The 23,677-nt window shown below is 62.1% G+C and carries 21 protein-coding genes and 1 pseudogene; 13 read left to right on the top strand and 9 right to left on the bottom strand.

Features of this window, described 5'->3' with window-relative positions; all coding sequences use genetic code 11:
- The first annotated feature begins 451 nt into the window (after positions 1-451).
- The 6 genes from glyA (at position 452) to purU (ending at position 8,143) form a co-directional block, all read left to right on the top strand.
- Positions 452-1,705 (top strand): serine hydroxymethyltransferase, encoded by a 1,254-nt coding sequence (gene glyA, locus VCJ09_RS16300; protein WP_324731178.1) that lies wholly within the window; start codon positions 452-454, stop codon positions 1,703-1,705.
- A 120-nt stretch (positions 1,706-1,825) separates the two neighbouring features.
- On the top strand, positions 1,826-3,076 hold the full coding sequence (locus tag VCJ09_RS16295; protein ID WP_079204272.1) for a sarcosine oxidase subunit beta family protein: 1,251 nt from the start codon (positions 1,826-1,828) through the stop codon (positions 3,074-3,076).
- A gap of 15 nt (positions 3,077-3,091) precedes the next feature.
- A complete protein-coding gene (locus VCJ09_RS16290) occupies positions 3,092-3,421 on the top strand; it encodes a sarcosine oxidase subunit delta (RefSeq protein ID WP_025163301.1) in 330 nt (109 codons plus the stop codon).
- The gene (locus tag VCJ09_RS16285) at positions 3,418-6,435 is read left to right on the top strand and encodes a sarcosine oxidase subunit alpha (protein ID WP_324731177.1); all 3,018 of its coding nucleotides are present in this window, start codon (positions 3,418-3,420) and stop codon (positions 6,433-6,435) included. The genes VCJ09_RS16290 and VCJ09_RS16285 overlap by 4 nt, the downstream gene beginning before the upstream one ends.
- An 86-nt stretch (positions 6,436-6,521) precedes the next feature.
- Positions 6,522-7,151, top strand: a complete 630-nt coding sequence (locus VCJ09_RS16280; protein ID WP_324731176.1) for a sarcosine oxidase subunit gamma — start codon at positions 6,522-6,524, stop codon at positions 7,149-7,151.
- Between the two features lie 134 nt (positions 7,152-7,285).
- A complete protein-coding gene (gene purU, locus VCJ09_RS16275) occupies positions 7,286-8,143 on the top strand; it encodes a formyltetrahydrofolate deformylase (RefSeq protein WP_324731175.1) in 858 nt (285 codons plus the stop codon).
- 519 nt (positions 8,144-8,662) lie between these two features.
- Here the strand turns inward: purU and VCJ09_RS16270 are convergent.
- On the bottom strand, positions 8,663-9,217 hold the full coding sequence (locus VCJ09_RS16270) for a UPF0149 family protein (protein ID WP_324731174.1): 555 nt from the start codon (positions 9,215-9,217) through the stop codon (positions 8,663-8,665).
- A 244-nt stretch (positions 9,218-9,461) separates the two neighbouring features.
- Between VCJ09_RS16270 and VCJ09_RS16265 the strand changes: the two genes are divergently transcribed.
- Complete coding sequence (locus VCJ09_RS16265) at positions 9,462-10,325, top strand: fumarylacetoacetate hydrolase family protein (protein WP_324731173.1); 864 nt, start codon at positions 9,462-9,464, stop codon at positions 10,323-10,325.
- 659 nt (positions 10,326-10,984) lie between these two features.
- A pseudogene (locus VCJ09_RS16260) lies at positions 10,985-11,574 on the top strand (aminotransferase-like domain-containing protein); the annotation flags it as partial.
- A 302-nt stretch (positions 11,575-11,876) separates the two neighbouring features.
- On the opposite strand, the gene VCJ09_RS16255 reads toward VCJ09_RS16260, so the two are convergent.
- Positions 11,877-12,881 carry a cyclase family protein gene (locus VCJ09_RS16255; RefSeq protein WP_324731172.1) on the bottom strand — a complete coding sequence of 335 codons (1,005 nt, stop codon included), beginning with the start codon at positions 12,879-12,881 and terminating at the stop codon, positions 11,877-11,879.
- Between the two features lie 127 nt (positions 12,882-13,008).
- Between VCJ09_RS16255 and VCJ09_RS16250 the strand changes: the two genes are divergently transcribed.
- Positions 13,009-13,899, top strand: coding sequence for a LysR family transcriptional regulator (locus VCJ09_RS16250; RefSeq protein ID WP_324731171.1), 891 nt, complete (start codon positions 13,009-13,011; stop codon positions 13,897-13,899).
- A gap of 184 nt (positions 13,900-14,083) precedes the next feature.
- Here the strand turns inward: VCJ09_RS16250 and VCJ09_RS16245 are convergent, their stop codons facing one another.
- Positions 14,084-14,392, bottom strand: a complete 309-nt coding sequence (locus VCJ09_RS16245) for an antibiotic biosynthesis monooxygenase family protein (protein WP_324731170.1) — start codon at positions 14,390-14,392, stop codon at positions 14,084-14,086.
- A gap of 87 nt (positions 14,393-14,479) precedes the next feature.
- Here VCJ09_RS16245 and VCJ09_RS16240 point away from each other — a divergent pair, with 87 nt between their 5' ends.
- Together VCJ09_RS16240 and VCJ09_RS16235 are read left to right on the top strand one after the other, a co-directional pair.
- Entirely contained in the window at positions 14,480-14,692 is a 213-nt protein-coding gene (locus tag VCJ09_RS16240; RefSeq protein WP_324731169.1) for a hypothetical protein, read from the top strand.
- A 10-nt stretch (positions 14,693-14,702) separates the two neighbouring features.
- A complete protein-coding gene (locus VCJ09_RS16235; protein WP_324731168.1) occupies positions 14,703-14,858 on the top strand; it encodes a fumarylacetoacetate hydrolase family protein in 156 nt (51 codons plus the stop codon).
- A gap of 277 nt (positions 14,859-15,135) precedes the next feature.
- Here VCJ09_RS16235 and VCJ09_RS16230 read toward each other — a convergent pair whose 3' ends face one another.
- The 5 genes from VCJ09_RS16230 to VCJ09_RS16210 all read right to left on the bottom strand — a co-directional run bounded on the left by VCJ09_RS16230 (position 15,136) and on the right by VCJ09_RS16210 (position 19,366).
- On the bottom strand, positions 15,136-15,297 hold the full coding sequence (locus tag VCJ09_RS16230) for a hypothetical protein (RefSeq protein WP_324731167.1): 162 nt from the start codon (positions 15,295-15,297) through the stop codon (positions 15,136-15,138).
- A 450-nt stretch (positions 15,298-15,747) separates the two neighbouring features.
- Positions 15,748-15,957 carry a hypothetical protein gene (locus VCJ09_RS16225; RefSeq protein WP_324731166.1) on the bottom strand — a complete coding sequence of 70 codons (210 nt, stop codon included), beginning with the start codon at positions 15,955-15,957 and terminating at the stop codon, positions 15,748-15,750.
- 236 nt (positions 15,958-16,193) lie between these two features.
- Positions 16,194-16,538 (bottom strand): YdbL family protein, encoded by a 345-nt coding sequence (locus VCJ09_RS16220; protein ID WP_324731165.1) that lies wholly within the window; start codon positions 16,536-16,538, stop codon positions 16,194-16,196.
- Between the two features lie 11 nt (positions 16,539-16,549).
- Positions 16,550-16,741 (bottom strand): YnbE family lipoprotein, encoded by a 192-nt coding sequence (locus VCJ09_RS16215; protein WP_324731164.1) that lies wholly within the window; start codon positions 16,739-16,741, stop codon positions 16,550-16,552.
- 15 nt (positions 16,742-16,756) lie between these two features.
- On the bottom strand, positions 16,757-19,366 hold the full coding sequence (locus tag VCJ09_RS16210; RefSeq protein ID WP_324731163.1) for an intermembrane phospholipid transport protein YdbH family protein: 2,610 nt from the start codon (positions 19,364-19,366) through the stop codon (positions 16,757-16,759).
- Between the two features lie 853 nt (positions 19,367-20,219).
- Here VCJ09_RS16210 and VCJ09_RS16205 point away from each other — a divergent pair.
- Complete coding sequence (locus VCJ09_RS16205; RefSeq protein WP_324731162.1) at positions 20,220-20,567, top strand: tetratricopeptide repeat protein; 348 nt, start codon at positions 20,220-20,222, stop codon at positions 20,565-20,567.
- Between the two features lie 69 nt (positions 20,568-20,636).
- Positions 20,637-22,124, top strand: coding sequence for a DNA recombination protein RmuC (gene rmuC, locus VCJ09_RS16200; protein ID WP_324731161.1), 1,488 nt, complete (start codon positions 20,637-20,639; stop codon positions 22,122-22,124).
- A 450-nt stretch (positions 22,125-22,574) separates the two neighbouring features.
- Here the strand turns inward: rmuC and VCJ09_RS16195 are convergent, their stop codons facing one another.
- Complete coding sequence (locus VCJ09_RS16195; protein WP_324731160.1) at positions 22,575-23,600, bottom strand: IS110 family RNA-guided transposase; 1,026 nt, start codon at positions 23,598-23,600, stop codon at positions 22,575-22,577.
- Between the last annotated feature and the right edge of the window lie 77 nt (positions 23,601-23,677).

The following is a 23,677-nucleotide window of genomic DNA, read 5'->3' as shown; positions in this document are numbered from 1 at the left end:
CTCCACTGCAACCGCGCCCGATTGCTGGCAGGCCATGGGCCGGCAGCAGGGCAACTGTGCGATTTATTGTTGTTGGGCGTCAGCGGAACACCTGCGCCTGCTGCAATCTTACACTCATTGCAGAGCGCTTTGATCGGCCTGGGGCATTGTCCACTGCTGCGGCACAGGCGCAAATCGGTTGACCTGTCACCGCGACAGCGACCGGGTTCGTTGCGGTGAACCCCGCTTTCGTCAACAGCCGCGGCTGCCATACCTGTTTGAACACGTTCACGTCGGAAATGAGCAAACGACACCCAGTTGCATTTCGCACAATCTGCGGCAACAGGCGTTACCTATCCAGCCGATGCGCAAAGCGATGCGCCAGGTGATGGTTCCCAGACGGGAGTGGGGTTGGAGGTGCGTTCTGATCAATAACAACAGGCGACCCAATACCGTCGCAGGGAGATTCGAGATGTTCAGCAAAGACGACCAAATCAAGGGCTACGACGACGAACTGCTGGCGGCGATGGACGCCGAAGAAGCGCGTCAGGAGCATCACATCGAGCTGATCGCCTCGGAGAACTACACCAGCAAGCGAGTAATGGAAGCTCAGGGCAGCGGCCTGACCAACAAGTACGCCGAAGGCTATCCGGGCAAGCGCTACTACGGCGGCTGCGAGCATGTCGATGTGGTCGAGCAACTGGCCATCGATCGCGCCAAGCAACTGTTCGGCGCCGATTTCGCCAACGTCCAGCCGCATTCCGGTTCCTCGGCCAACAGCGCGGTGTACCTGGCGCTGATCAATGCCGGCGACACCATTCTGGGCATGAGCCTGGCCCATGGCGGTCACCTGACCCACGGTTCCAAGGTCAGCTCCTCCGGCAAGCTGTACAACGCCGTGCAGTACGGCATCGACACCACCACCGGCCTGATCGATTACGACGAAGTCGAGCGCCTGGCCGTCGAGTGCCAGCCGAAGATGATCGTGGCCGGCTTCTCCGCCTACTCCAAGACCCTGGATTTCCCGCGCTTCCGCGCCATCGCCGACAAGGTCGGTGCCCTGCTGTTCGTCGACATGGCCCACGTCGCTGGCCTGGTTGCCGCTGGCCTGTACCCGAACCCGCTGCCTTACGCCGACGTGGTTACCACCACCACCCACAAGACCCTGCGCGGTCCGCGTGGCGGCCTGATCCTGGCCAAGAGCAATCCCGAGATCGAGAAGAAGCTCAACTCCGCAGTATTCCCCGGTGCCCAGGGCGGCCCGCTGATGCATGTGATCGCCGGCAAGGCGGTGTGCTTCAAGGAAGCGCTGGAGCCAGGCTTCAAGGACTACCAGGCGCAGGTGATCAAGAACGCCAAGGCGATGGCCAAGGTCTTCATCGACCGCGGTTTCGATGTGGTCTCCGGCGGCACCGATAACCACCTGTTCCTGGTCAGCCTGATCCGTCAGGGCCTGACCGGTAAAGACGCCGACGCCGCCCTCGGTCGTGCCGGTATCACGGTGAACAAGAACTCCGTACCGAATGACCCGCAGTCGCCGTTCGTCACCTCGGGCCTGCGCATCGGTACCCCGGCCATCACCACCCGCGGCTTCAAGGAGCAGCAGAGCATCGAGCTGGCTGGCTGGATCTGCGACATCCTCGATCACCTCGGCGATGCCGACGTCGAGGCCCAGGTGGCTACTCTGGCGGCAGGGCTGTGCGCCGATTACCCGGTATATCGCTGAAAGCAATGATCCGGTAGGAGCGGGGGGGACGCCAAGTCCCATGCCCGCGAAGTGTAGAGATCGCGGGCATGGCCCGCTCCTACAGACAAGGTTCCAGCTTTCCGTTTCAGGAGCATCCCCATGCAACGTTATTCCGGCTTCGGCCTGCTCAAGCACTCCTTCAGCCACCACGAAAACTGGCAGCGCATGTGGCGCACGCCGACACCCAAGCCGGTCTACGACGTGATCATCGTCGGCGGCGGCGGCCATGGCCTGGCCACGGCCTACTACCTGGCCAAAGAATTCGGCGTGAAGAACGTCGCGGTGATCGAGAAGGGTTGGCTGGGCGGCGGTAACACCGCGCGCAACACCACCATCGTGCGTTCCAACTACCTGTGGGACGAATCGGCGCACCTCTACGAGCACGCCATGAAGTTGTGGGAAGGCCTGTCGCAGGACATCAACTACAACGTGATGTTCTCCCAGCGCGGCGTGTTCAACCTCGGTCATTCTCTGCAAGACATGCGCGACATCGAACGCCGGGTCGGCGCCAACCGCCTCAACGGTATCGATGGCGAGGTGCTCAATGCCAAGCAGGTCGAGGAACTGATCCCGTACATGGATTGCAGCAAGAACACCCGTTACCCGGTGATGGGCGCGTCCCTGCAACGGCGCGGCGGCGTGGCCCGTCACGATGCCGTGGCCTGGGGCTATGCCCGTGCCGCCGATGCCCTGGGCGTCGACCTGATCCAGCAGACCGAAGTGACCGGTTTTCGCAAGGAAAACGGCGTGTGCATCGGCGTGGAAACCAACAAGGGCTTCATCGGCGGCAAGCGCGTCGGCGTGGTCACCGCCGGTAACTCCGGGCACATGGCCAAGCAGGCCGGTTTCCGCCTGCCGATCGAGTCGCACCCGCTGCAGGCGCTGGTGTCCGAGCCGATCAAACCGATCATCGACAGCGTGATCATGTCCAACGCGGTCCACGGCTATATCAGCCAGTCGGACAAGGGTGACCTGGTCATCGGTGCCGGTATCGACGGTTACGTCGGTTACGGCCAGCGCGGCTCCTACCCGACCATCGAACACACCCTGCAGGCGATCGTCGAGCTGTTCCCGGTGCTCTCGCGGGTGCGCATGAACCGCCAGTGGGGCGGCATCGTCGACACCACGCCGGACGCTTGCCCGATCATCAGCAAGACCCCGGTGCCGAACCTGTTCTTCAACTGCGGTTGGGGTACCGGCGGCTTCAAGGCCACCCCGGGTTCCGGCCACGTATTCGCCGCCAGCCTGGCCAAAGGCGAGATGCATGCACTGGCCAAACCCTTCGCCATGGACCGTTTCTACAACGGCGCCTTGATCGACGAGCACGGCGCTGCCGGCGTCGCCCACTAACAGGAGAAATCCGACATGCTGAACATCTTCTGTCCCCATTGTGGCGAGCTGCGCTCCGAAGAGGAATTCCACTCGGCCGGCCAGGCGCACATCCCGCGCCCGCTGGACCCGAATGCCTGCACCGATGCGGAGTGGGGCGAGTACCTGTTCTTCCGCGACAACCCGCGCGGCATTCACCACGAGCTATGGATTCACGCGGCCGGTTGCCGGCAGTACTTCAATGCCACGCGCGACACCATCAGCTACGAAATTTTCGAAACCTACAAGATTGGCGAAAAGCCGAGCGTGACCGCTAAGCCGAACAGTGCGAAGCAGCCCAGCCGTGCGGCAGGAGAAAAGGCATGAGTCAGATCAATCGCCTGAGCAAGGGTGGCCGGATCAACCGCAACCAGCCTTTGACCTTCACCTTCAACGGTGAGAGCTATCAGGGTTTCAGCGGCGACACCCTGGCCGCCGCGTTGCTGGCCAACGGCGTCGACGTCGTCGGTCGTAGCTTCAAGTACTCGCGTCCGCGCGGCATCGTCGCCGCCGGCGCCGAAGAGCCCAACGCGGTGCTGCAGATCGGCGCCAGCGAAGCGACTCAGATCCCCAACGTGCGCGCCACCCAGCAGGCCCTGTACAGCGGCCTGGTGGCCAACAGCGTGAACGGCTGGCCGAGCGTCAACAATGACCTGATGGGCATTCTCGGCAAGGTCGGTGGGCAGATGATGCCGCCGGGGTTCTATTACAAGACCTTCATGTACCCGCAGAACCTCTGGCTGACCTACGAGAAGTACATCCGTAAGGCGGCTGGCTTGGGCCGCGCGCCGAAGGAAAACGATCCGGACAGCTACGACTACCTGAACCAGCACTGCGACGTGCTGGTGGTCGGTGGCGGCGCCGCCGGTCTGGCCGCCGCATTGGCTGCCGGGCGTAGCGGTGCACGGGTGATTCTGGCCGACGAGCAGGAAGAGTTTGGCGGTCATCTGCTCGACAGCCGTGAAAGCCTCGATGGCAAACCGGCCGCCGATTGGGTGGCCAAGACCCTCGCCGAACTGCAGAAGATGCCGGAAGTCACCCTGTTGCCGCGCTCGACCGTGCACGGTTATCACGATCACAACTTCCTCACCATCCACGAGCGGCGCACCGATCACCTCGGTGATGCCGCACCGATGGGCGAGGTGCGTCAGCGCCTGCACCGTGTGCGTGCCAAGCGCGTGGTCCTGGCCGCCGGCGCCCACGAGCGTCCGCTGGTGTATGGCAACAACGACGTGCCCGGCAACATGCTGGCCGGCGCGGTGTCCACCTATGTGCGCCGTTACGGCGTGGCCCCGGGCAAGCAGCTGGTGCTGTCGACCACCAACGATTACGCCTACCGCGTGGCGCTGGACTGCCTGGAAGCCGGGATCAAGGTGGTCGCCATCGCCGACGCCCGGCCCAATCCCAAGGGTGCCTGGGTCGAAGAAGCACGGGCCAAGGGCCTGCGCGTCCTGACCGGCAGTGCGGTGATCGAAGTGCGTGGCAGCAAGCGCGTCAGCGCGGCGCGCGTCGCGGCGATCGATCCGCAGGCACATAAAGTCACCAGCCCCGGCGAATGGTTGGAGTGCGACCTGGTCGCCAGCTCCGGCGGTTACAGCCCGGTGGTGCACCTGGCCTCGCACCTGGGCGGCAAGCCGACCTGGCGCGAAGACATCCTCGGTTTCGTGCCGGGTGAAGGTTTCCAGGCGCGCGTCTGCGCCGGTGCCATGAACGGCGTGTTCGCCCTCGGCGATGTGCTCGCCGACGGTTTCGAAGCCGGCGCCAAGGCGTCTGCCGACGCGGGCTTTACCCCGGTCTCGGGCGAACTGCCGAAAGTCTTCGGCCGTCACGAAGAGCCGAGCATCGCGCTGTTCCAGGTACCGCACGAAAAACCGACCGCACGGGCGCCAAAGCAATTCGTCGACCAGCAGAACGACGTCACCGCGGCCGGTATCGAACTGGCCACCCGCGAGGGCTTCGAGTCGGTCGAGCACGTCAAGCGCTACACCGCGCTGGGCTTCGGTACCGATCAGGGCAAGCTGGGCAACATCAACGGGCTGGCGATTGCCGCGCGTTCGCTGGGCATCAGCATCCCGCAGATGGGCACCACCATGTTCCGCCCGAACTACACCCCGGTGACCTTCGGCGCCGTGGCCGGACGTAACTGCGGTGCGTTGTTCGACCCGGTGCGTTACACCGCGCTGCACAGCTGGCACCTGAAAAATGGCGCCGAGTTCGAGGACGTCGGTCAGTGGAAGCGCCCCTGGTACTTCCCCAAGGCCGGTGAAGACATGCACGCCGCCGTCGGCCGCGAGTGCAAGGCGGTACGCGACAGCGTCGGCCTGCTCGATGCCTCGACCCTGGGCAAGATCGACATCCAGGGCCCGGATGCGCGCGAGTTCCTCAACCGCGTGTACACCAACGCCTGGACCAAGCTGGACGTCGGTAAGGCCCGTTACGGCCTGATGTGCAAGGAAGACGGCATGGTCTTCGACGACGGCGTGACCGCCTGTATGGCCGATAACCACTTCGTCATGACCACCACCACCGGCGGCGCTGCGCGCGTCATGCAGTGGCTGGAAATCTACCAGCAGACCGAGTGGCCGGAGCTCAAGGTGTACTTCACCTCGGTCACCGACCACTGGGCGACCATGACCCTGTCCGGCCCCAACAGCCGCAAGCTGCTGGCCGAGGTCAGCGACATCGACCTGGACAAGGACGCCTTCCCGTTCATGACCTGGAAGGAAGGCCAGGTCGGCGGCGTGCCGGCGCGGGTGTTCCGCATCTCCTTTACCGGTGAGCTGTCGTACGAAGTCAACGTGCAGGCCGACTACGCCATGGGCGTGTTGGAAAAAATCGTCGCGGCAGGCAAGAAGTACAACTTGACCCCGTACGGCACCGAGACCATGCACGTGCTGCGAGCCGAGAAGGGCTTCATCATCGTCGGTCAGGAGACCGACGGTTCGGTGACCCCGGACGACCTCAACATGGGCTGGTGTGTCGGTCGCACTAAACCTTTCTCCTGGATCGGCTGGCGCGGGATGAACCGTGAAGACTGCACCAAGGCAGACCGCAAGCAGCTGGTCGGCCTCAAGCCGGTCAACACCAGTGCGGTGCTGCCGGAAGGCGCACAGCTGGTGTTCGACGCCAAGCAGGCGATTCCGATGAGCATGGTCGGCCACGTGACCTCCAGCTACTACAGCACCAGCATGGGCTACAGCTTTGCCCTGGCCCTGGTCAAAGGCGGCTTGAAGCGCATGGGCGAGAAGGTTTTCGCACCGCTGGCAGATGGCACCCTGATCGAGGCCGAGATCGTCAGTTCGGTGTTCTTCGACCCGAAAGGCGAGCAGCAGAACGTCTGAGACCACGACCACTCGCCAGGCCCCAGCAGGCTGGAGCCTGGCGAGCAACGAATTAGCGCTGACGTACCTACGACAGGCGGAACAACATGAGCACAGTAAACGTTTACAAGCAGCGCCCCGATGCGGCGCACGCCGAGTCCCCGCTGTTTCACGCCGGTCTGCATGAGCTGGCAGGCAAGGGCAAGAGCAGCGCGGGCATCAGCCTGCGCGAGAGAAAACTGCTGGGTCACCTGACCCTGCGCGGCGATGGCCATGACGCGGCCTTTGCCGGCGCCGTGCACAAGGCCACCGGCCTGGAATTGCCCGGCGCACTTGGCCTGGTGGTCAAGGGCGAGACCTCGTTGCAATGGCTGGGCCCGGACGAGTGGCTGCTGATCGTACCGAGCGGCGAAGAGTTCGCCGCCGAAAAGAGCCTGCGCGAAGCGCTGGCCGGCCAGCACCTGCAGGTGGTCAACGTCAGCGGTGGGCAGACTATTCTCGAACTGACAGGGCCGAAAGTCCGCGAGATGCTGATGAAGTCGTCGATCTATGACGTGCATCCCCGCAATTTCCCGGTCGGCAAGGCGGTCGGCACCACCTTCGCCAAGACCCAGCTGGTGATTCGCCGCAGCGGCGAAGAGACCTGGGAGCTGCTGGTGCGCCGCAGTTTCTCCGATTACATCTGGCTGTGGCTGCAAGACGCCTGCGCCGAATTCGGCCTGGCGATCAAGGCGTAGGCAGGCAAAGACGTAGGTTGGGTGGAGGCGCGTAGCGCCGATACCCAACATGCCCCGTCGCTCTCGTTGGGTGGCGCTTCGCTCAGCCTGCGCGGCCCGCCCCAACCTACGCCCACGCTGCACAGGAGATCGATATGAGTCGCACCCCCGACACCTGGATTCTCACCGCCCACTGCCCGAGCGTGCTCGGCACCGTGGACGCGGTGACGCGCTTCCTGTTCGAGCAGAACTGCTACGTCACCGAGCACCATTCGTTCGATGACCGGCTGTCCTCGCGCTTCTTCATCCGCGTCGAGTTCCGCGTGGCCGAGGGCTTCGACGAGCAGGCCTTTCGCGCCGGCCTCGACGAGCGCCTGTCGCCCTTCGACATGCACACCGAACTGACCCCGCCGGGCTACCGGGCCAAGGTGGTGCTGATGGTGAGCAAGGCCGACCATTGCCTGAACGACCTGCTCTATCGCCAGCGCATCGGCCACCTGGCCATGGACGTGGTGGCGGTGGTGTCCAACCATCCCGACCTGGAACCGCTGGCGCGCTGGCACGAGATTCCCTATTACCACTTCCCCCTCGACCCCAACGACAAGCCGGCGCAAGAGCGCAAGGTGATGCAGGTGATCGAGGACAGCGGCGCCGAGCTGGTGGTACTCGCCCGCTACATGCAGGTGCTCTCACCCGAACTGTGCCGCAAGCTGGACGGCCGGGCGATCAATATCCACCACTCGCTGCTGCCCGGCTTCAAGGGCGCCAAGCCCTATCACCAGGCGTACCAGAAGGGCGTCAAGCTGGTCGGCGCCACCGCCCATTACATCAACAACGACCTGGATGAGGGGCCGATCATCGCCCAGGGCGTGGAGGCGGTGGACCATGCCCACTACCCCGAAGACCTGGTCGCCAAGGGCCGCGATATCGAGTGCATGACCCTGGCCAAGGCGATCGGCTATCACCTCGAGCGGCGTGTATTTCTGAATGACAACCGAACAGTGATTTTGTAAAGGAAGTCAAAGTTCGACCACCATAAAAACCAGTGTGTATATGGCTTACTGTCTGCCGCCGTGCGCTTCCAGTCAGGGTGTTAGATTTACCCGGGTTGTAGAGGATCTATGCGGGAAGGCCACGTAACTCAGCAGGCGTCAGATAGTCGGTACATGCTAATGCCCCATTTGCAGTACTTTCCAGAAGTAGAGGTCAGGCCGACATGGCCAACCTCTGTTTGGGGGGGATGCCTACCAGGGTCATGTTTAGCCGTTCGTGATGGTATGTCTGTTGTTGCCGACGTGTTTTTGACCCGAGTACTGACGCTGGACTGACCCAGTCCAATACTCCGAAAAACCACATTCAACGAGGGTTCACGAGACGCGGAACTGGGTCAATGAAATCCAGGTAAGCGGGTCAAGAATGTATCAGTAGCAACATTTTCACCCGGCCTGGGTCGATAGATGCCGTTCACAAAGACTGCTATCGACCCGAATCGTAAAATCCATGGTTGTAAAAAAACCAAGTCCAAGCAGCCCTTAGCGCTGAGCCAGCCAGTAGTCATGCAAGGCATGTGCAGTCTGCTCGATCGCTTCCACACGCTGGCGATGTTGCTCCACATCCAGATCCGCCCGGAGCTCGAAGTTGTCTTGCTCGGCGCAGAAAGTAAGCGCTTGCAGCTTCGCGGCCAGGGGCGCGGACAACTCGGGCCAGTTGCCCACGGCGACACCACGCAGGTAACCGAAGCACCACTCTTCAGCCAGGGTAAGTGTCCGGCCAAAGTGTTCGGTCTGTTCGAACCGTGGCTTGAACGCCTGTGTATTCAGGGTCAGCTGGGTGGCCAGTGTGTTCATGTGGCGCACGCTCAGTTCTATGAACTGTTTGCACTCATCTGGGTTCTCCCAATCTGGATTTTGCCCGCCCCAGATGGCCGGAAACCACTCGGCGATATCCACCTGTACGGGGCCGGAGACCAAGGCAGTGAAGTAACCATCGAGCTCGGAGGAGTTGAGTACGGAGTGATCGTCGCCGTATTTCAGCAGGGTGTCTTCGATGAGCTCGAAGTCGGTGGGACCGAGATGTTGGTTTTGCATAGGGATGTTCCTTCGTTTATCGGGCGCCGCAACGCGTTGAAGTGCGCTTCAAAAAGGCGTGGATGATGGCGCTCCCGGACTTTTTTATCCAGCCGCGCCAAGCGCTATCTGTGCCGTAAGCTGCCATTCTCGGCGAGAATAGGCCGGCAACTGGTCGCTCGACTGGAGCAGGAAGAGCATTGGCCCAGTTTTTCGGGGCTACTGAGTACCGCTGCACAGCGGGCATGAATTCAAGGGTGGTGTGATGAGATTAGTAACTTTCCAAGTGGGCGAAACGGTCGGGCTGGGCAAGGTTGTCGGTGATCGGGTAATTGCCCTGGCGGCGGCATTGCCTGACCTGCCCGCTAGCATGGCGCGTCTGCTGGCGGCCGGCCCCGAGGCATTGGCGCGGGTAGCCGCGCTGCAGCCGGACAGTGACAGTCTGGCGCTGGATCAGCTGCACCTGCTGGCGGCGGTGACCGATCCACAAAAGTACCTGGCTATCGGCATGAACTATCGCGCCCACGCCGCCGAGGCCGAGCGTAACGGTGTGCCGATTCCCAAGTCGCAGCTGTGGTTCAACAAGCAGGTCTCCTGCCTCAACGGGCCTTATGACCCGATCGACATGCCCAAGGTCTCGGCCAAGCTCGATTACGAGGCCGAGTTGGGCGTGGTCATTGGCAAGCGCTGCCGACATGTGTCGGTGGAAGATGCGCCATCGGTGGTTGCCGGTTATCTGGTCTGCAACGACGTCAGCGTGCGTGACTGGCAGATGCGCAGCCCGACGTTCACCCTCGGCAAGTCCTTCGACAGCCACGGTCCGATTGGCCCGTGGCTGGTTAGCGCCGATGAGGTGCCGGACCCTCATGCGCTGATGATGCGGGCTTATGTGAATGGCGAAAAACGTCAGGAAACCAGTACCGGCGACATGATCTACAGCATCTGGGAACAGATCGCCTACCTGTCGACGGTGATGACCCTGGAGCCCGGCGATATCCTTGCTACCGGCACGCCGGCCGGGGTTGGCGTCGGCTTCACGCCCAAGCGCTTCCTCGCCGTGGGTGATGTGGTACGAATCGAGATCGACGGTCTCGGCCATATCGAGAACACCGTGGTCGCCGAGGCCTGAGAGGCTGTACAAATCTACCGTCTATTGCGATAGCTGCTGACGTTGCGCTGAGCAAGGAAATGGGGTCATTCAGCTCTCTAAACGCCTCCCATTTTTTGCGTAGCGTCCGCTGGCCGGCGAGCTGTTCGACCAGGCCTGTGTGCGCGATGGCGACTGGAAACGGGTGGTGGCCCATGCCTCGGATGCTAGTGCGCCGCTGCTCAATCGCCCCTATGAGTGGACACTGTACAACCTGATCGAGGATCGCGGCGGGACCACCGATCTGTCCTTCCGCTACCTACAAGTTTCTGGATAGGCTTGAGGCTATGGACAAACGGATTAACCGATCAGGCCACTAGCCCGGATGTTTCATATACGCGGCAGCCTGCTCAAACTTTGAGCAGGCTGCCGTTTTTGTTTGCGCGTTTGAAGGCCGAGCCAGGCGCGGCCAGGCCGAAATTGATGTGCTGCACATAAAAAACCAAGACCGCGGCGCGCAATATTCGAGCGTCGCGCCCTGAATCGCTGAGCTCAGGCGTATGAGTGCCTCCAGCCTTGGCCAGATCAAATCATGGCGGTTGGTGAACCGGTGTTCTGCGTCAGTTGCTGAGTGGTGGCGGGTGGGCGAGCTAGAGCAGTTTGCTGACGCGGTGCAGCAGGCCTTTGAGCGGGCAGGCGCTCGGCAGGTGCCCTTGATCGAGGACGATGTCTACGCCGAGCTGTACTTCGGCACGCAGCCACCGAAGTCGATGAAAAGCTTCGATCGCGACGCCCTGGTGATGCACTGCGGCTCGTTCTCCAAATGCCTGGCGCCGGGCTACCGGGTCGGCTGGGTAGCGGACGGGCGCTACGCAACCGCCATCCACCGCCTCAAGCTGATGACCACCATCTCGCCCTCGGCGCCGGCCCAGGCGGCTATCGCCGACTACCTCCAGGATGGCGGCTATGACCGCCACCTGTGTAAATTGCGCCATGCCCTGGAGGCCCAGCAGGGCTCAATGCTAGCCTCGGCAGCCCGGCATTTCCCGGTTGAGATCCGGGTCACTCACCCTAGCGGCGGTTACTTCCTCTGGTTCGAATTCCCCGAGCAGGCCGATTCCCTGCAGTTGTTCCAGTTCGCCTTGGCCCAGGTCATCAGCCTCGCACCGGGGCCGATTTTTCCGCCACTCGACGCTTCAGCAACTGTGCCCGCCTCAACTATGGCCACCCCTGGGATACCCAGAGCGAGCAGGCGATGGCGCTGCTTGGACGCATACTGGATTCCTTTTGATCGGGGTGACTACTCAAGGGTCGAGCATGGCGAATAGGTTTTACGAGTTGCCGTAGATCATGCCCGTCAGATGCGCTCAATCGATTGCCAGCCAGTCAGGCTGTACCTAACGACGAGATATGGGACTGGCGTCATAGTTCGATTGGTCAGAAACCCGTTAGCCGAGGAGTTATATCGTCCCCATAGGCATGGCTATAGGGCCTTGTGTGATGGCGGTATGGTTCGACCTGCTTTCGAGTGGAGCCTGCTGCTTGGCGCGGCACGGATGCTGGCAAACAGGCTCCTTCACGGCGTGTCAGCCTTCAGTCGATGGGCAGGGCGATCGGCCGCATGGGCGCGGCATCGGCGCCGCGGAACTTCAACGAAGCGCCGATAAAGGCGAACTGATACACACGGTCGCGCGATAGCGCTTCCAGGTTCACCAACTCGAGAATCGGCGCACCCTGCTGGGCGAGCAGGTAAGTGTGAACCGGCACGTAGTTATCCGACACCTCCGCCGGGAAGGCCTCGAAACTCAGGTTGTCGGCACCGACCAGCATGGCCCCACCTTCCTCGATGAGAAACTTGGCCGCATCCAGGCCCAGGCCCGGCGCATTGTTCATATAGGCCTGGGCATTGGCGTAATCACGCATGCGCCCGGTACGGATCAGCACCACATCGCCCTCCTCAAGCTTGACCTGCTGCTGGCTCAGGGCATCGCGCAGGTCCTGACGGGTGACCCGGTAATTATCGGCCAGCATCTGAACGCCCTTTGCCGCCGCGATATCGATCAACACACCACGGCCGATAATCGGCGGCAGCTTCTCCGCTCCGGTGACGTTCCAGCCGCGATCGCCCAGGTGCTCCGCCGCGGTAAAGCCGTTCCAGATCTTGCCGTCCAGGCCGAAGTGGTTGAGGGCATCGATGTGCGTACCCATGTGCGTGTACATGGACACCGCCGAGCCGCTGTAGCTGACATGCCGGTTCATCGGTTCGCCGACGCCCATGGGGTCGGCAATCTGGTTGCCATTCGGAGTGTGGGTCATCCACATCTGGTACGACGGGTCGCCGGCCGCCTGCCAGCTCGGCATGCCGACGAAATATTCCACCGACAGGTCATACGCCTGATCACCATTCACTCGCGCCAGAATGGCCGCGCGGGTGGCCGGGGTGATCAGGTTCAAGCGGCCGATTTCATCGTCCTTGCCCCAAGGACTGACGCCGACTGCCTGCGCGGCGTTGGCGCCGCCACTGAACAGCGCCAGCAACAACGGCACAACAGCCAGCCGACCGATGACAGATGTGGAGGAATGAGTGGGTAGGTACATGACGGTACTCCTTGCGAACAATCAACTTCCCACTGGTGCAGGGGAAGGCATGCCGCCATGCTATTTTCTCCCTGCGAATAGATAATCAGCTAAATATTCAAATCATATTCAACCACAGAGAAACTATATGGACCTGCTCGCGAACATGCGCACCTTCCGCCGGGTGGTGGAACGCGACAGCTTCAGCAAGGCCGCCGAAGACCTCGGGCAATCGACGGCCGCGGTCAGTAAACAGGTGCGGCAACTGGAACAGCGCTTAGGCACCCTTTTACTCATGCGCACCACCCGACGCATGAGCCTGACCGATGCCGGCCGCGCCTATTTCAACGAGTGCTGCCGCCTGCTGGATGAACTGGAGGCACTGGAACGCAGCATGACCCAGGGCTCGGACCAGGTCAGTGGACGTCTGCGGGTCAACGCGCCACTGTCGTTCAGCCACAAGGTGCTGTCGCCCTTGCTGGCGAAGTTCATGGCACGCTACCCGCAATTGAACGTCGAACTGACGCTGGACGATCGTCTGCTCGATGTGGTGTCCGAGGGCTTCGACGTCTCGCTGCGCATTCGCGCCGAACTGGCCGACTCCTCGCTGATTGCACGACGCCTGGGCGAAGTGGAGCAAATCATCTGCGCCTCGCCCGCTTACCTACAGGCGCGCGGCACACCGAGAACGGTCGCAGACCTGCACAGTCATGACTGCCTGGCCTACCGACTGGCCGATCATCCCGGCCATTGGCACCTCGAGGGGCCGCAAGGCAGCACCAGCGTCGATGTACCGGCCCGCTTCTCCGCGGACAACAGCCTGATCCTCGGCGACATGCTGCTCGCCGGAGCCGGCATAGGGGCACTGCCATCGTTCATCGCCCAGCCACTGTTGGAGCGCGGCGAGTTGGTGCGGATACTCCCTGATCAGCAGTTCGCCAAACGCGGCATCTATGCGCTGTACCCCAGCAACCGCCACCTGCAGCAGAAGGTCCGGGTGTTTGTCGAGTTCCTTGCCGAGGCCATGCTGACACCCTGAATCACACTCGCTAAGCATTACGGCGAGCGCCCAAGGGCCCGTCATGGCCTGTTCGATTGGCTAGGAGCCTGTTGGACTTAACGCTGCCCTCGCTACGGACGGTCAAGTCCGACAGGCGCCTAAGAGTTGCGGGCGAGGCTTGCGTGATTTTTGCTGCAGGCCGCACCCGCAGTCCCCAGCAGTGTCAGCCTGCCTCGGGGCTGAAGTGCCCCATGAAGACTAATTCTTCGATTGCTTGCATATAGGGAGCGAAGCGAGGGTCGCCCTCGGCGAACGCCTTGGCGGCGGCCATGGCGCTCTCCAGGCTGTCCCATCTAGCAAGGTCGGCAAAAACCTGGTCATCCTGTAATGGGCTGTAGCCGCAGAACTCCAGCAAGCCAGGGAAGCTCTTGAGCGCTTCCCGTAGGCCGGCGCGCAGCGCAGGCATATCACCTTGATAGCCGGCCTTGACCTTGAACATGGCCACTTCCAGTACGTGGTTGTTTTGCATCATCCGCTGACAAACCCCTACCGAAGCGCAACAGCACCACCCCGTCGTCTTATCGATACTGCCGCGTCTAAATCGCCAACGAAGGTCGGTATGCGTCGGGGTTCCCTGTTTCCATTGTTCAGTGCGTCAAGGCCTGTGGCCCATGGCCGTTTGATGGTCATCGACGTGCTCCGCGGCGTCGCCGTGCTGGGCATGCTGATCAAGTCCTTCGGCCTGCCCGAGATGGCCTACTTCAACCCCACCGTACTGCCGGGCTCGGTGGCCGATGCCTGGGTATTCGGGCCTCAGCTATGTATTCGCTGAGTCGAAGTTCATGACCCTGGAGCCCGGCGATATCCTTGCTACCGGCACGCCGGCCGGGGTTGGCGTCGGCTTCACGCCCAAGCGCTTTCTCGCCGTGGGTGATGTGGTGCGGATCGAGATCGACGGTATCGGTCATATCGAGAACACCGTGGTCGCCGAGGCCTGAGAGGCTGTAAAAATCTACCGTCTATTGCGATAGCTGCTGACGTTGCGCTGAGCAAGGAAATGGGGTCATTCAGCTCGCTAAACGCCTCCCGTTTTTTGCGTAGCCTCCGCTGGCCGGCGGGCTGTTCGACCAGGCCTGTGTGCGGCTCGGTTCGCAGCGTTTTTCCTTGCAGGAAATATGACCTCGTTTCCGTCGTGTATTCAGGAAGTTAAAGCAGAAAAACCGGCAAATGCCGGTTTCCTGGAGTCGCGGATGCTGCAGTCGATTCAATCGAATCTCAGCAGTTACCCTTTTTTGCTTGGCCAGGTGGGCAATGAGATGGGCCTCCACCACCGCCGCCACCGTGGCCGCCAATATCGATGCCGATGCCGGGTAAGCGCAGGCTACAGCCTGAGATCAGCAGGCCTGCAAAAACAACAGCCATGATGCGTACTAACATTTAGCAATTCCCTTTCATACGATGCCCGGAGTGGGCAGAGGTGGCCGCCATGACAGCTGCCACCAAGATCCAGATGTACAGCGTCCGCGTGGCCTGTCCGCGCGTTGAAGCGAGCAGCATCGAGGTTCACACAGGGGAGAACCGCGCACGCCGCTGTGGGCCTACTGGGATAATGACTCTGGCTGGATGCTGCAGGCACAACCGCTCTCGGGATCAGACGAGGCGCACGATCATTCGTTCAGTCTAGCGCGGCCAAATGCGGCACTCGATACCTCAATCCTTGGATGGGTTACGTCGCCCCTTCAAGTGGTGTGGGCGCTGTCATGTTTAGCTGACTCTCTGGTGGTTGGGCAGCGTGGGCGTCCTGGAAAACCAATCGCTATCCCTGCCTGTCTCCCTTGACGTCGGGGGGGGGCGCGGCGGCTGCTATGGCCTCGCACGATTGGCTGCTTATGCAAGCCGCTCCCAGATTTCGGCATTGGCCAGGTCCTGTGTGGTGGCGTGTTTCGACTGGCCGTAGATGGGGGCGAGTTCGTAGCCGTCGCCCGCTTCATCGGCGGCCGAGTAGCGTACGCCGCTGGGCTTGTGCAGGTAGCGCTCGGGGCGGCTGCACTGTGCATTGATACGCTGTACTTGGGGCGATTCGGTCATGCCGTTCATTGCCTGTCCTGCTGCAGCTGGTGCTGCTCCGGTTTCTTCGGAGTCTGTTCTCGATAAGGCCGGGGGTCTGTGCGCTATCGAACCATTCCGCCGTTGACCAGAGATCCCAGGGTTTGATGCCGTGCCCCGGTGACAGGCGGTGTGAGCACGACTGTACAGATTCCGTCGGAGTGAAAAACCCCTGAGGCGTTGGCCTCAGGGGTTTTGGTTGTGCGGCGTGGCGCTTGGTCGTCGGTCTACTTGCGCCGCCACTGGCCTTGCCATTGGATGTACAGACCGGGTGGGGTCTTGTCGATGGCTTTTTGTCCGGCGATGAGTTCCACGTCGCTGAGCTGGATACCGTTCTGGGTCGCCAGTTTCTGGTATTCGGCGCGCCGAGCCTGGTTGATCAGACGGGCGATTTCATCGACCTCAGGGCCGGGCTTGACTACGCCGAGGTAGCCGTTGGGCATTTCGCCGAGTTGGCCGCTGGTCTTGGCGTCGCCGAGGGCGGACATGGCTTCGTTGAGGTTCAGGGCCAGCACCGGCAGGCTCAGGCTGAGCAGCAGGAGCAGGCTGGCGATTCGTTTTGACAGGTGCATGGTGTGGCTCCTTAGAACAGTCCGCTGGACTCGCTGAACATGCTGTCCAGCGCCTTATCCACCTTGATGTAGATTTGGTGCTCGATCTTCACGTTGAGGTTGATGTTGATCGGTTCGTTGGGCATCGCCAGCTGTACCGTCGGGGTACAGGCTACGCTCAGCAGGCCCATCAGCAGGGCGGCGAAATAACTACGCAAGCGCATGGCGCTTCTCCTTGATTAAGGCTCCTTGGGGGATGCTGCATTGCGCTCCAGCATACGCTGCTGCACCCGTTGCTGGATGATCTCGTTTACCTTGTCGGTCAATTGCAAACTGGCCAACAGGGTAGGGATGTCTTCCTCCAGGTTGATGTTGAAGTGGATCGGGCGGCCCTGTTCGATGGCCGGGTTGCGCCCTTCCAGGCGCATGGCCAAGAGCAACTTGCCATGCCGATCATAGTTGACCTGACTGCTCAGTGTCGTGAAGTGAAAGTCTTCCAACGATTGCGTCACCAGTTGCATGGCCGGGTTGCTGCGGCCCAGCGCCCTGATGCGCTCCGAGTGAAACGCCAGGCGCCCGCCTGGGGCGCGGGCGAACAATTGGCCCTGCTCGATCTCGATGCCGGCGGGGCTGACGCTCAACGGCAGTTGGCCGTCGATCAGGCCGCTGCCCGCCAGGCCCTCGGCCGGGTAGAGGGTGAAGAACTGATTGAGGTCGAGGCCTTGCAGCCGTAGGGGAAACACCTGCTTGCTCTGCTGCAGGTCCCACTGGCCGGGATCGAGCCGGAGCGTACCGCCCATTACCGAGGCCTGGGCCTGTTGCAACTCGAGCAGGCCCTGGCTCGGATGGGCGCGTGCTGCCTTGTAGGTGCCGCGTAGCCGCGCCGGACCAATAGGCATGCCCGGGTTGACTTGCTCCAGCTGCAGCTCGGTCAGGGCGAGATAGAGCTGGCGTTGATCCAGGCGCAGTTGCAGGCGCGCGTCCAGGCCGCTGAGTTCGCTGCGGTCATAGATGCCGGCCAGGCCTTTGCCGTTGAGCCCGAGTTGTATGTCGGGCGAGTCGCGGCCCGGGGCGAGGCTGAGGCTGGCGTTGCCGGTCAGGCGGCCGTTGTTGAGGTCGAGCAGCGCCGGCCAATCAGCCAGGGTTTTAGCCAGCGGGTTGCCGGCACGCAGAAACACTTCAGTCAGCTGCGCCTTCAGTTGCAGGCCCTGGCTGCTGTTGTGTTGCAGTTGCACGGCCATCTGCAGATCGGCATCTGCCGACACCTGGCCGCTGAGGTCGAGCTGTTGCTGGCTGGCCGCTAGCGTGCCTTGCCAGCGCCAGCCCTGCGGCTTGAGGGTCGCGTGCTCGAGACGTTGGCTTGCCAGTGTGGCGGCACCGTGCAGGCGCCACGCCTGCACGGTGCCGGCCTGGTGCTGCGCTTGCAGCTGCAAGTCCTGGGTGGTGGCACTGACCTGCAGCAGACGCAGCTGCGCACCGCTCAATTGGCCCAGTTCGAGTTGTGAGCCTTTGCTCAGGTCGAGGCGCAGTTGTTGACTGTCCAGGTAACCGGTGAAGTTCAGCTTGGCTTGCAGGTTGCGTAGTTTCCAGTCGCCGACAGCCAGGCCTGGGCTGCTGACCTTGAGCTGCGCCTTGCCCAGTTGCGCGGCCCAGGGCGGTGCGTTGGCCAGGGCCAGCGTGGCCTGCAGGTCGAGTTGGCTGGGGCCGCTACTGGTCAGGTTGATCGCCAGTGGCAGCGAGCGCTCGGCCAGGTTGCCGGGTAGCTCGGCAAGTGGGCTGGTGGGTTGAATGCGCAGGTGCAGCGAGTCGGGGCGCAGGGCTGGCGGCAGCTCGCTCAGCCACGGCGCGGGCAATTGATTCAGCTGCAGGTCGGCCTCAAGGCGTTCGGCGAACCATTGGCCCTCGACGCCGCGGGCGGCGATGCCGAAGCTGCCTTGCACCTGGCCCGCGCCCGGGATTGGCCAGGGTTGTGGCAGGGTGGCGCTGGCGTCGACTTGGCCACTGGCGCTGCGCAGTTGTTGCAGACTCAGGGCGCCGGAGGCCAGCTGTAGTTGCCAGGTCGCCGAGAGTTGCGCCGCGCTCGGGGCGCTGGGCAGTCGAGCGTCGGGGGCGAGGGTCCACTCGCTGAGCCAGTCTTGCAAGGCCACGGCCTGGCTGAGGTCGGGGGCATTCAGCTGGCCGCTCCAGACCGGTCCGGCAGGGCTGGTGCGCAGGCTGCTGTGCAGGCTCAGTTGGCGTTGTCCGTCGACTGCCAGGGTCAGTTGCAGGTCCGCCGCCTGAGCGTCGCCCTGCAGTTGTGCACGCCATGCCAGCTGTTGCTCGCGGTGTTGCAGGTTGAGCAGCAGTTCCAGGGCTCGCGGGGTATCTTGCGTCTGGTTCAGTTCCAGGTCGCCTTGCAGCGTGCAGCGCCCGCCGGGGCAGGGCAGTTCGGCAGTGAGCTGCTCGATGCGCAGACTGAGTGGCAGCCAGGCCAGCGCTGCGGCCAGTTGCTGCAGATCGGGCGCAGTAGCAGTGGGCTCCGGCTGGTTATCCTGTGCGGCGGGCTGCCAGGCAACGGCGAGACGCTCGAGGCGAACATGCTGCCAGAAGGGCGGCGTCAGGCTGAATTGCTGCCAGCTCAGGTGCAGATCTTGCGCAGTGACTTGGGTGCTGCCGGTACTGTCGCGCTGCTCCAGGTCGAGGCGAGCCAGGCCGATACCGGTTAGCGACAGACGTGCTCCCTGCCAGTCGAGTTGGTGAATCGCGTGACGCTCGAGCAGGCGCAGCCAACTGAAGTAGCTGTAACCGCCAAGCAGTACCAGCAGCATGAGCACGCTGATGATTCGCAGCCCGGAACGCCGGCTGATCATGAGTACATTTCCATTGTGGTAAGGCAGGGCGCTGCCTGGACGTTAACCCATGAGCCTGGGGCTGCCAATCAGCCACTGGTGGGTCGTTGATAAACTGGCGTGCTCGCCATCGTCCATATGGCGGCCCACGGCTATTGCGGTGGGTGGGGCCGCGACTATCAGTCGCAGCTGCGATGAGCTGGCCAGCGTTGTCGCGCCAGGGCGAGGCGGGGCAGGCCATGTCGCAGGGTTGACCCTATTGCCGGCGATACCCGGTTTTTAGCTGCTATATGCATGAAAATACTTGGTAAATAGCTAAAGAGTTGCTGTCAGGCGTGGTTATAGCGGGGCAGTGGCGGTCAATATTTTCCCGGTCTGAAGACTCTGGGCGAGTGGCGTCCCGGGAAGTGGCGTTACTTGTCGTGTAAGACCGCTTGAGGCGTGCGTCTTGGCCGGAAAATGCGCCTAAACAAGGCGCTTAGGCAGTCCGGCAGAAAAACTTTTGCACAATTTCGCTGCGCCTTGTCAAGGCTGAATTTGTGATTGATGTAAATCCTTGATTCTTTATAAGATTTTTTTAAGTCAATGAAAAATATGAATTTTTTGCGCTGGTGAAAAAATCATCAGTTTGACCTCAGGCCCCATAGCATAGGCGATCAGGCGTCTTTCTCCCATGTTATCCACTGAGTTATCCACAGCTTCTGTGGATTGTCGCAAGCCTTTGTTCTAGCCCGCTCTCGAGTGGGTTTATCGGGGCTTTACCTCGGCGAAAAAAGGAGTAGAGTGCCCGCCTTTCCCGCTACAGCTGCTTCTTATGTCACGCGTATTGCCTCGTTTATCCGCTGCAACATCCCCCGTCAGTCCTCGCTTGCTGATGCGCGTTGCGCTCTGGCTGCTGGACAGCCCGCGCTTCGGTCATGCGCCAAGCGTTAAACGCTTCGCCGGCCAGTTGCTCAAGCAGCCAGCGCGTCAGGGTGTGGTGCTGGCCCAGAGCCGGCTGGGGCAATTGCTCTGCCGCGACTGTGGCAACACCCGCGATCGGCGTATCGGCTTCGAATTGCTGCGCCAGGCCGCACGTTCCGGCGATCGCCAGGCCCAGCTGGAGCTGGGGCGGCTGTACAGCCAGCCGCGTCGCAATGAACCGTTGCAGGCGCGGCACTGGCTGGAGCTGGCAGCCGCACAGGGCTCGACTGAAGCCAAGCAACTGCTGACCGGCCCCTGATCCCCGCCTGAGCGTTCTGCGTGGGGCCGGGCTGGGTATACTGCCCGGCAATCTTGCGCGGAGCCTCTTATGCCAATCGATTTACCTTTCCAGCTACCTGCATTGCTGCTCGGCTTGGCCGCTGCGGGCTTGCCGTTGCTGGCGCTGGCCTGGTCGCTGCAGCGGCGTGCGGCCAGTGCGCAACTCGAATCCAGCCTCTTGCAGGAGCGCCTGAGCAGTGCGCAGTTGGCTCAGGCTGGCCTGGGCGCACAGCTCGATGAATGTCGCCAGGAGCTCGCCGAGATCAGCGAGATCAAGGCCGACCAGCAAGCCGAGTTGGCGGCCAAGCGGCGCGAGACCGAACTGCTGCAGCACGAGCGGCAGGTCGCCCGCGAGGCCGCCCTGGCCTGGCAACAGCAGCGTGAACAACAGGAAACCGAACTGCGTCGCCTGGGCGCCGAACGCGCGGCCTTGAGTGCCGAGTTGCGCGAGCAGCAGGGTAGCCACCAGCAGCGCCTGGACGACCTGCAAGGCTCGCGCGATGAGCTGCGTGCGCAGTTCGCCGAGTTGGCCGGGAAGATCTTCGACGAGCGCGAGCAGCGCTTCGCCGAGACCAGCCAGCAGCAGCTCGGCCAGTTGCTCGATCCGCTCAAGGAACGCATCCAGTCCTTCGAGAAACGCGTCGAGGAGAGCTACCAGCAGGAAGCCCGCGAGCGCTTCTCGCTGGGCAAGGAGCTTGAGCGGCTGCAGCAACTCAATCAGCGACTGGGCGATGAAGCGACCAATCTGACCCGTGCCCTGCAAGGGCAGAAGACCCAGGGCAACTGGGGCGAGCTGGTGCTGGAACGGGTGCTGGAACATGCCGGGCTGGAGAAGGGCCGTGAATACCAGACTCAGGTCAGCCTGAAGAGCGCCGACGGCCAGCGTTTCCAGCCCGATGTGCTGATCCAGCTGCCCGGCGACAGGCAGGTGGTGGTGGATGCCAAGGTCAGCCTGACGGCCTATCAGCAATATGTCGCCGGCGAAGACGAGCCAACCCGGCAGCAGGCCCTGAAACAGCATGTGCTGTCGTTGCGTGGTCATCTGAAAGGCTTGTCGCTGAAGGATTACCAGCGCCTGGAAGGGCTGCACAGTCTGGATTTCGTGCTGTTGTTCGTGCCGATCGAGGCGGCCTTCGCCGCTGCGCTGCAGGCCGACACCGGCCTGTTCCAGGAGGCCTTCGAGCAGAACATCGTGATCGTCAGTCCGACTACCCTGCTGGCGACCCTGCGGGTGATCGACAGCCTCTGGCGCCAGGAGCGGCAAGGCCAGAACGCTCGCGAGATCGCCGAACGCGCCGGGGCGATGTACGACAAGTTCGTCGCGTTCATCCAGGATCTGGATGAAGTCGGTGCGCGCCTGCAGCAGCTGGACAAGGCCTATGCCGCGGCGCGCAACAAGCTCTGCGACGGTCGCGGCAATATCATCAGTCGGGTGGAAAACCTCAAGCTGCTCGGCGCCCGCGCGAGCAAGAGCCTGCCGCCCGATTTGCTCGAACAGGCGGCAGGGGTGGCGGTGTTGGATGAGGCGGCTGAGTAGGGCGCAGCGCCGCCTAGCAGGGTTGTCGCAAGACGCGCGTGCGAAACACCGAGGTTGCGTAGGAGATCCCCCGTCGTCCAGACGCCGCGCTGTCGCGCAGCAAACTGGAGGCAATGGTGTCTGTCGGCTTGTGGGTACCTGTAGGCGCGGGGGGGACGCCCAGTTCCATGCCCACGATGGGTTTCGCGGGCATGGCCCGCTCCTACATCTATGGTTACCCCCTTTTCTGCAATACTGAATGCGATGCGTGTTTGGCTTGCGTCAATCTATCCGGCGTCTGGGTGTATGCCCGCGCCTTGATGAAAATCGCGCCCGACGATCCTTTAATAGGGGGACGGCTTCAAGAAGCCTCGTAGGAGCCCAGGGTCTTCGTCGGGCCGGTTGGCCGTTCACGTCATCAGTTATCCAGCATCGCAAAACCAGGTGGGTGGTGCTTGGGTGACAGCAGGGTCAGGCGTTCATCGCGCTTGGCCCTGCATCATATTCGCGGTGGTTTGCGGCTATCGCCCAGGCGATACGCGCTATCTTGTTGGCCAGCGCACACGCTACCTTGTTGGCGTGATGGCTGCTTAACAGTTGGCGGACCCAGTCTGCCAACTGGCCTTTTTGTCGCTCCAGGTTTATCAGGTAGACCCGAGCGCACTGGATCAGCAGTCGTCGCTGATTTCGATCTCCTCGTTTGCTGATACCCAGCAGCACCGGCTTGCCGCCGGTAGTGTGCTGTTTGGGCACAAGCCCTATCGAGGCGGCGTAGTCCCGCCCGCACTTGAATTGACGACCATCGCCCAACTCCGCAGCCAGGGCGGTGGAGATGACCGGGCCAACGCAGGGGATCGTCATCAAACGATGAGCCAGGTCATCTTCAGCGGCTTGGCATTCGACCTGTCGATCCATGACCTTGAGCTTCTGGTCCAGGTAGATGAAGTGGCTGTGCAGCTCCATCAGCAGCGACTTGATGGCCGGATGAAAGGTGCAATCTTCAAGCACAACAGGCAATTCCCTGATCGATTTGTATCCGGGAGACAGGCCGATGCCGACCTCCAGACACATCGAATGGATGCGGTTGGAAGTAGCAGTGCGGTCCTTGATGTAACTTTCACGCACTGCACCGAGCATCGCGAGCGACTGCTGCGCCTCGGACTTGGGCGCCACAAAGCGCATGCTGGGACGGCCCGCCGCCTCGCAAATAGCCTCAGCGTCGGCGTAGTCGTTTTTGTTGCTTTTGACGTAGGGTCGCACGTGTTGAGCCGCGATCAGCTTGGGCTGATGCCCGAACCTGACCATCTCTCGGGCCATGAAATGCGACCCGCCACAGGCTTCCATTGCCACGATGCAGGGTGGAAGGTTGGCAAAGTACTTGGGGTATGTCTTGCGGCTGAGCTTCTTACGATGAAGCTCGTGCCCATGCTCATCATGAGCGACTACGTGGAAGGTCTGTTTTCCCAAATCAATGCTGACAATCGCTGCAGGTTTCATGGCAATGGCCTCCAATAGGTACCCGGTGAAGCGTAATGCACGATCACCGGGTAGGCGGGGGTAACCATTTCATTAGG

Source organism: Pseudomonas paeninsulae, from assembly GCF_035621475.1.
Classification (GTDB): domain Bacteria; phylum Pseudomonadota; class Gammaproteobacteria; order Pseudomonadales; family Pseudomonadaceae; genus Aquipseudomonas; species Aquipseudomonas paeninsulae.
Note: the sequence above shows the minus strand (reverse complement) of the source record. Positions and strands in the feature narration are given on the sequence as shown.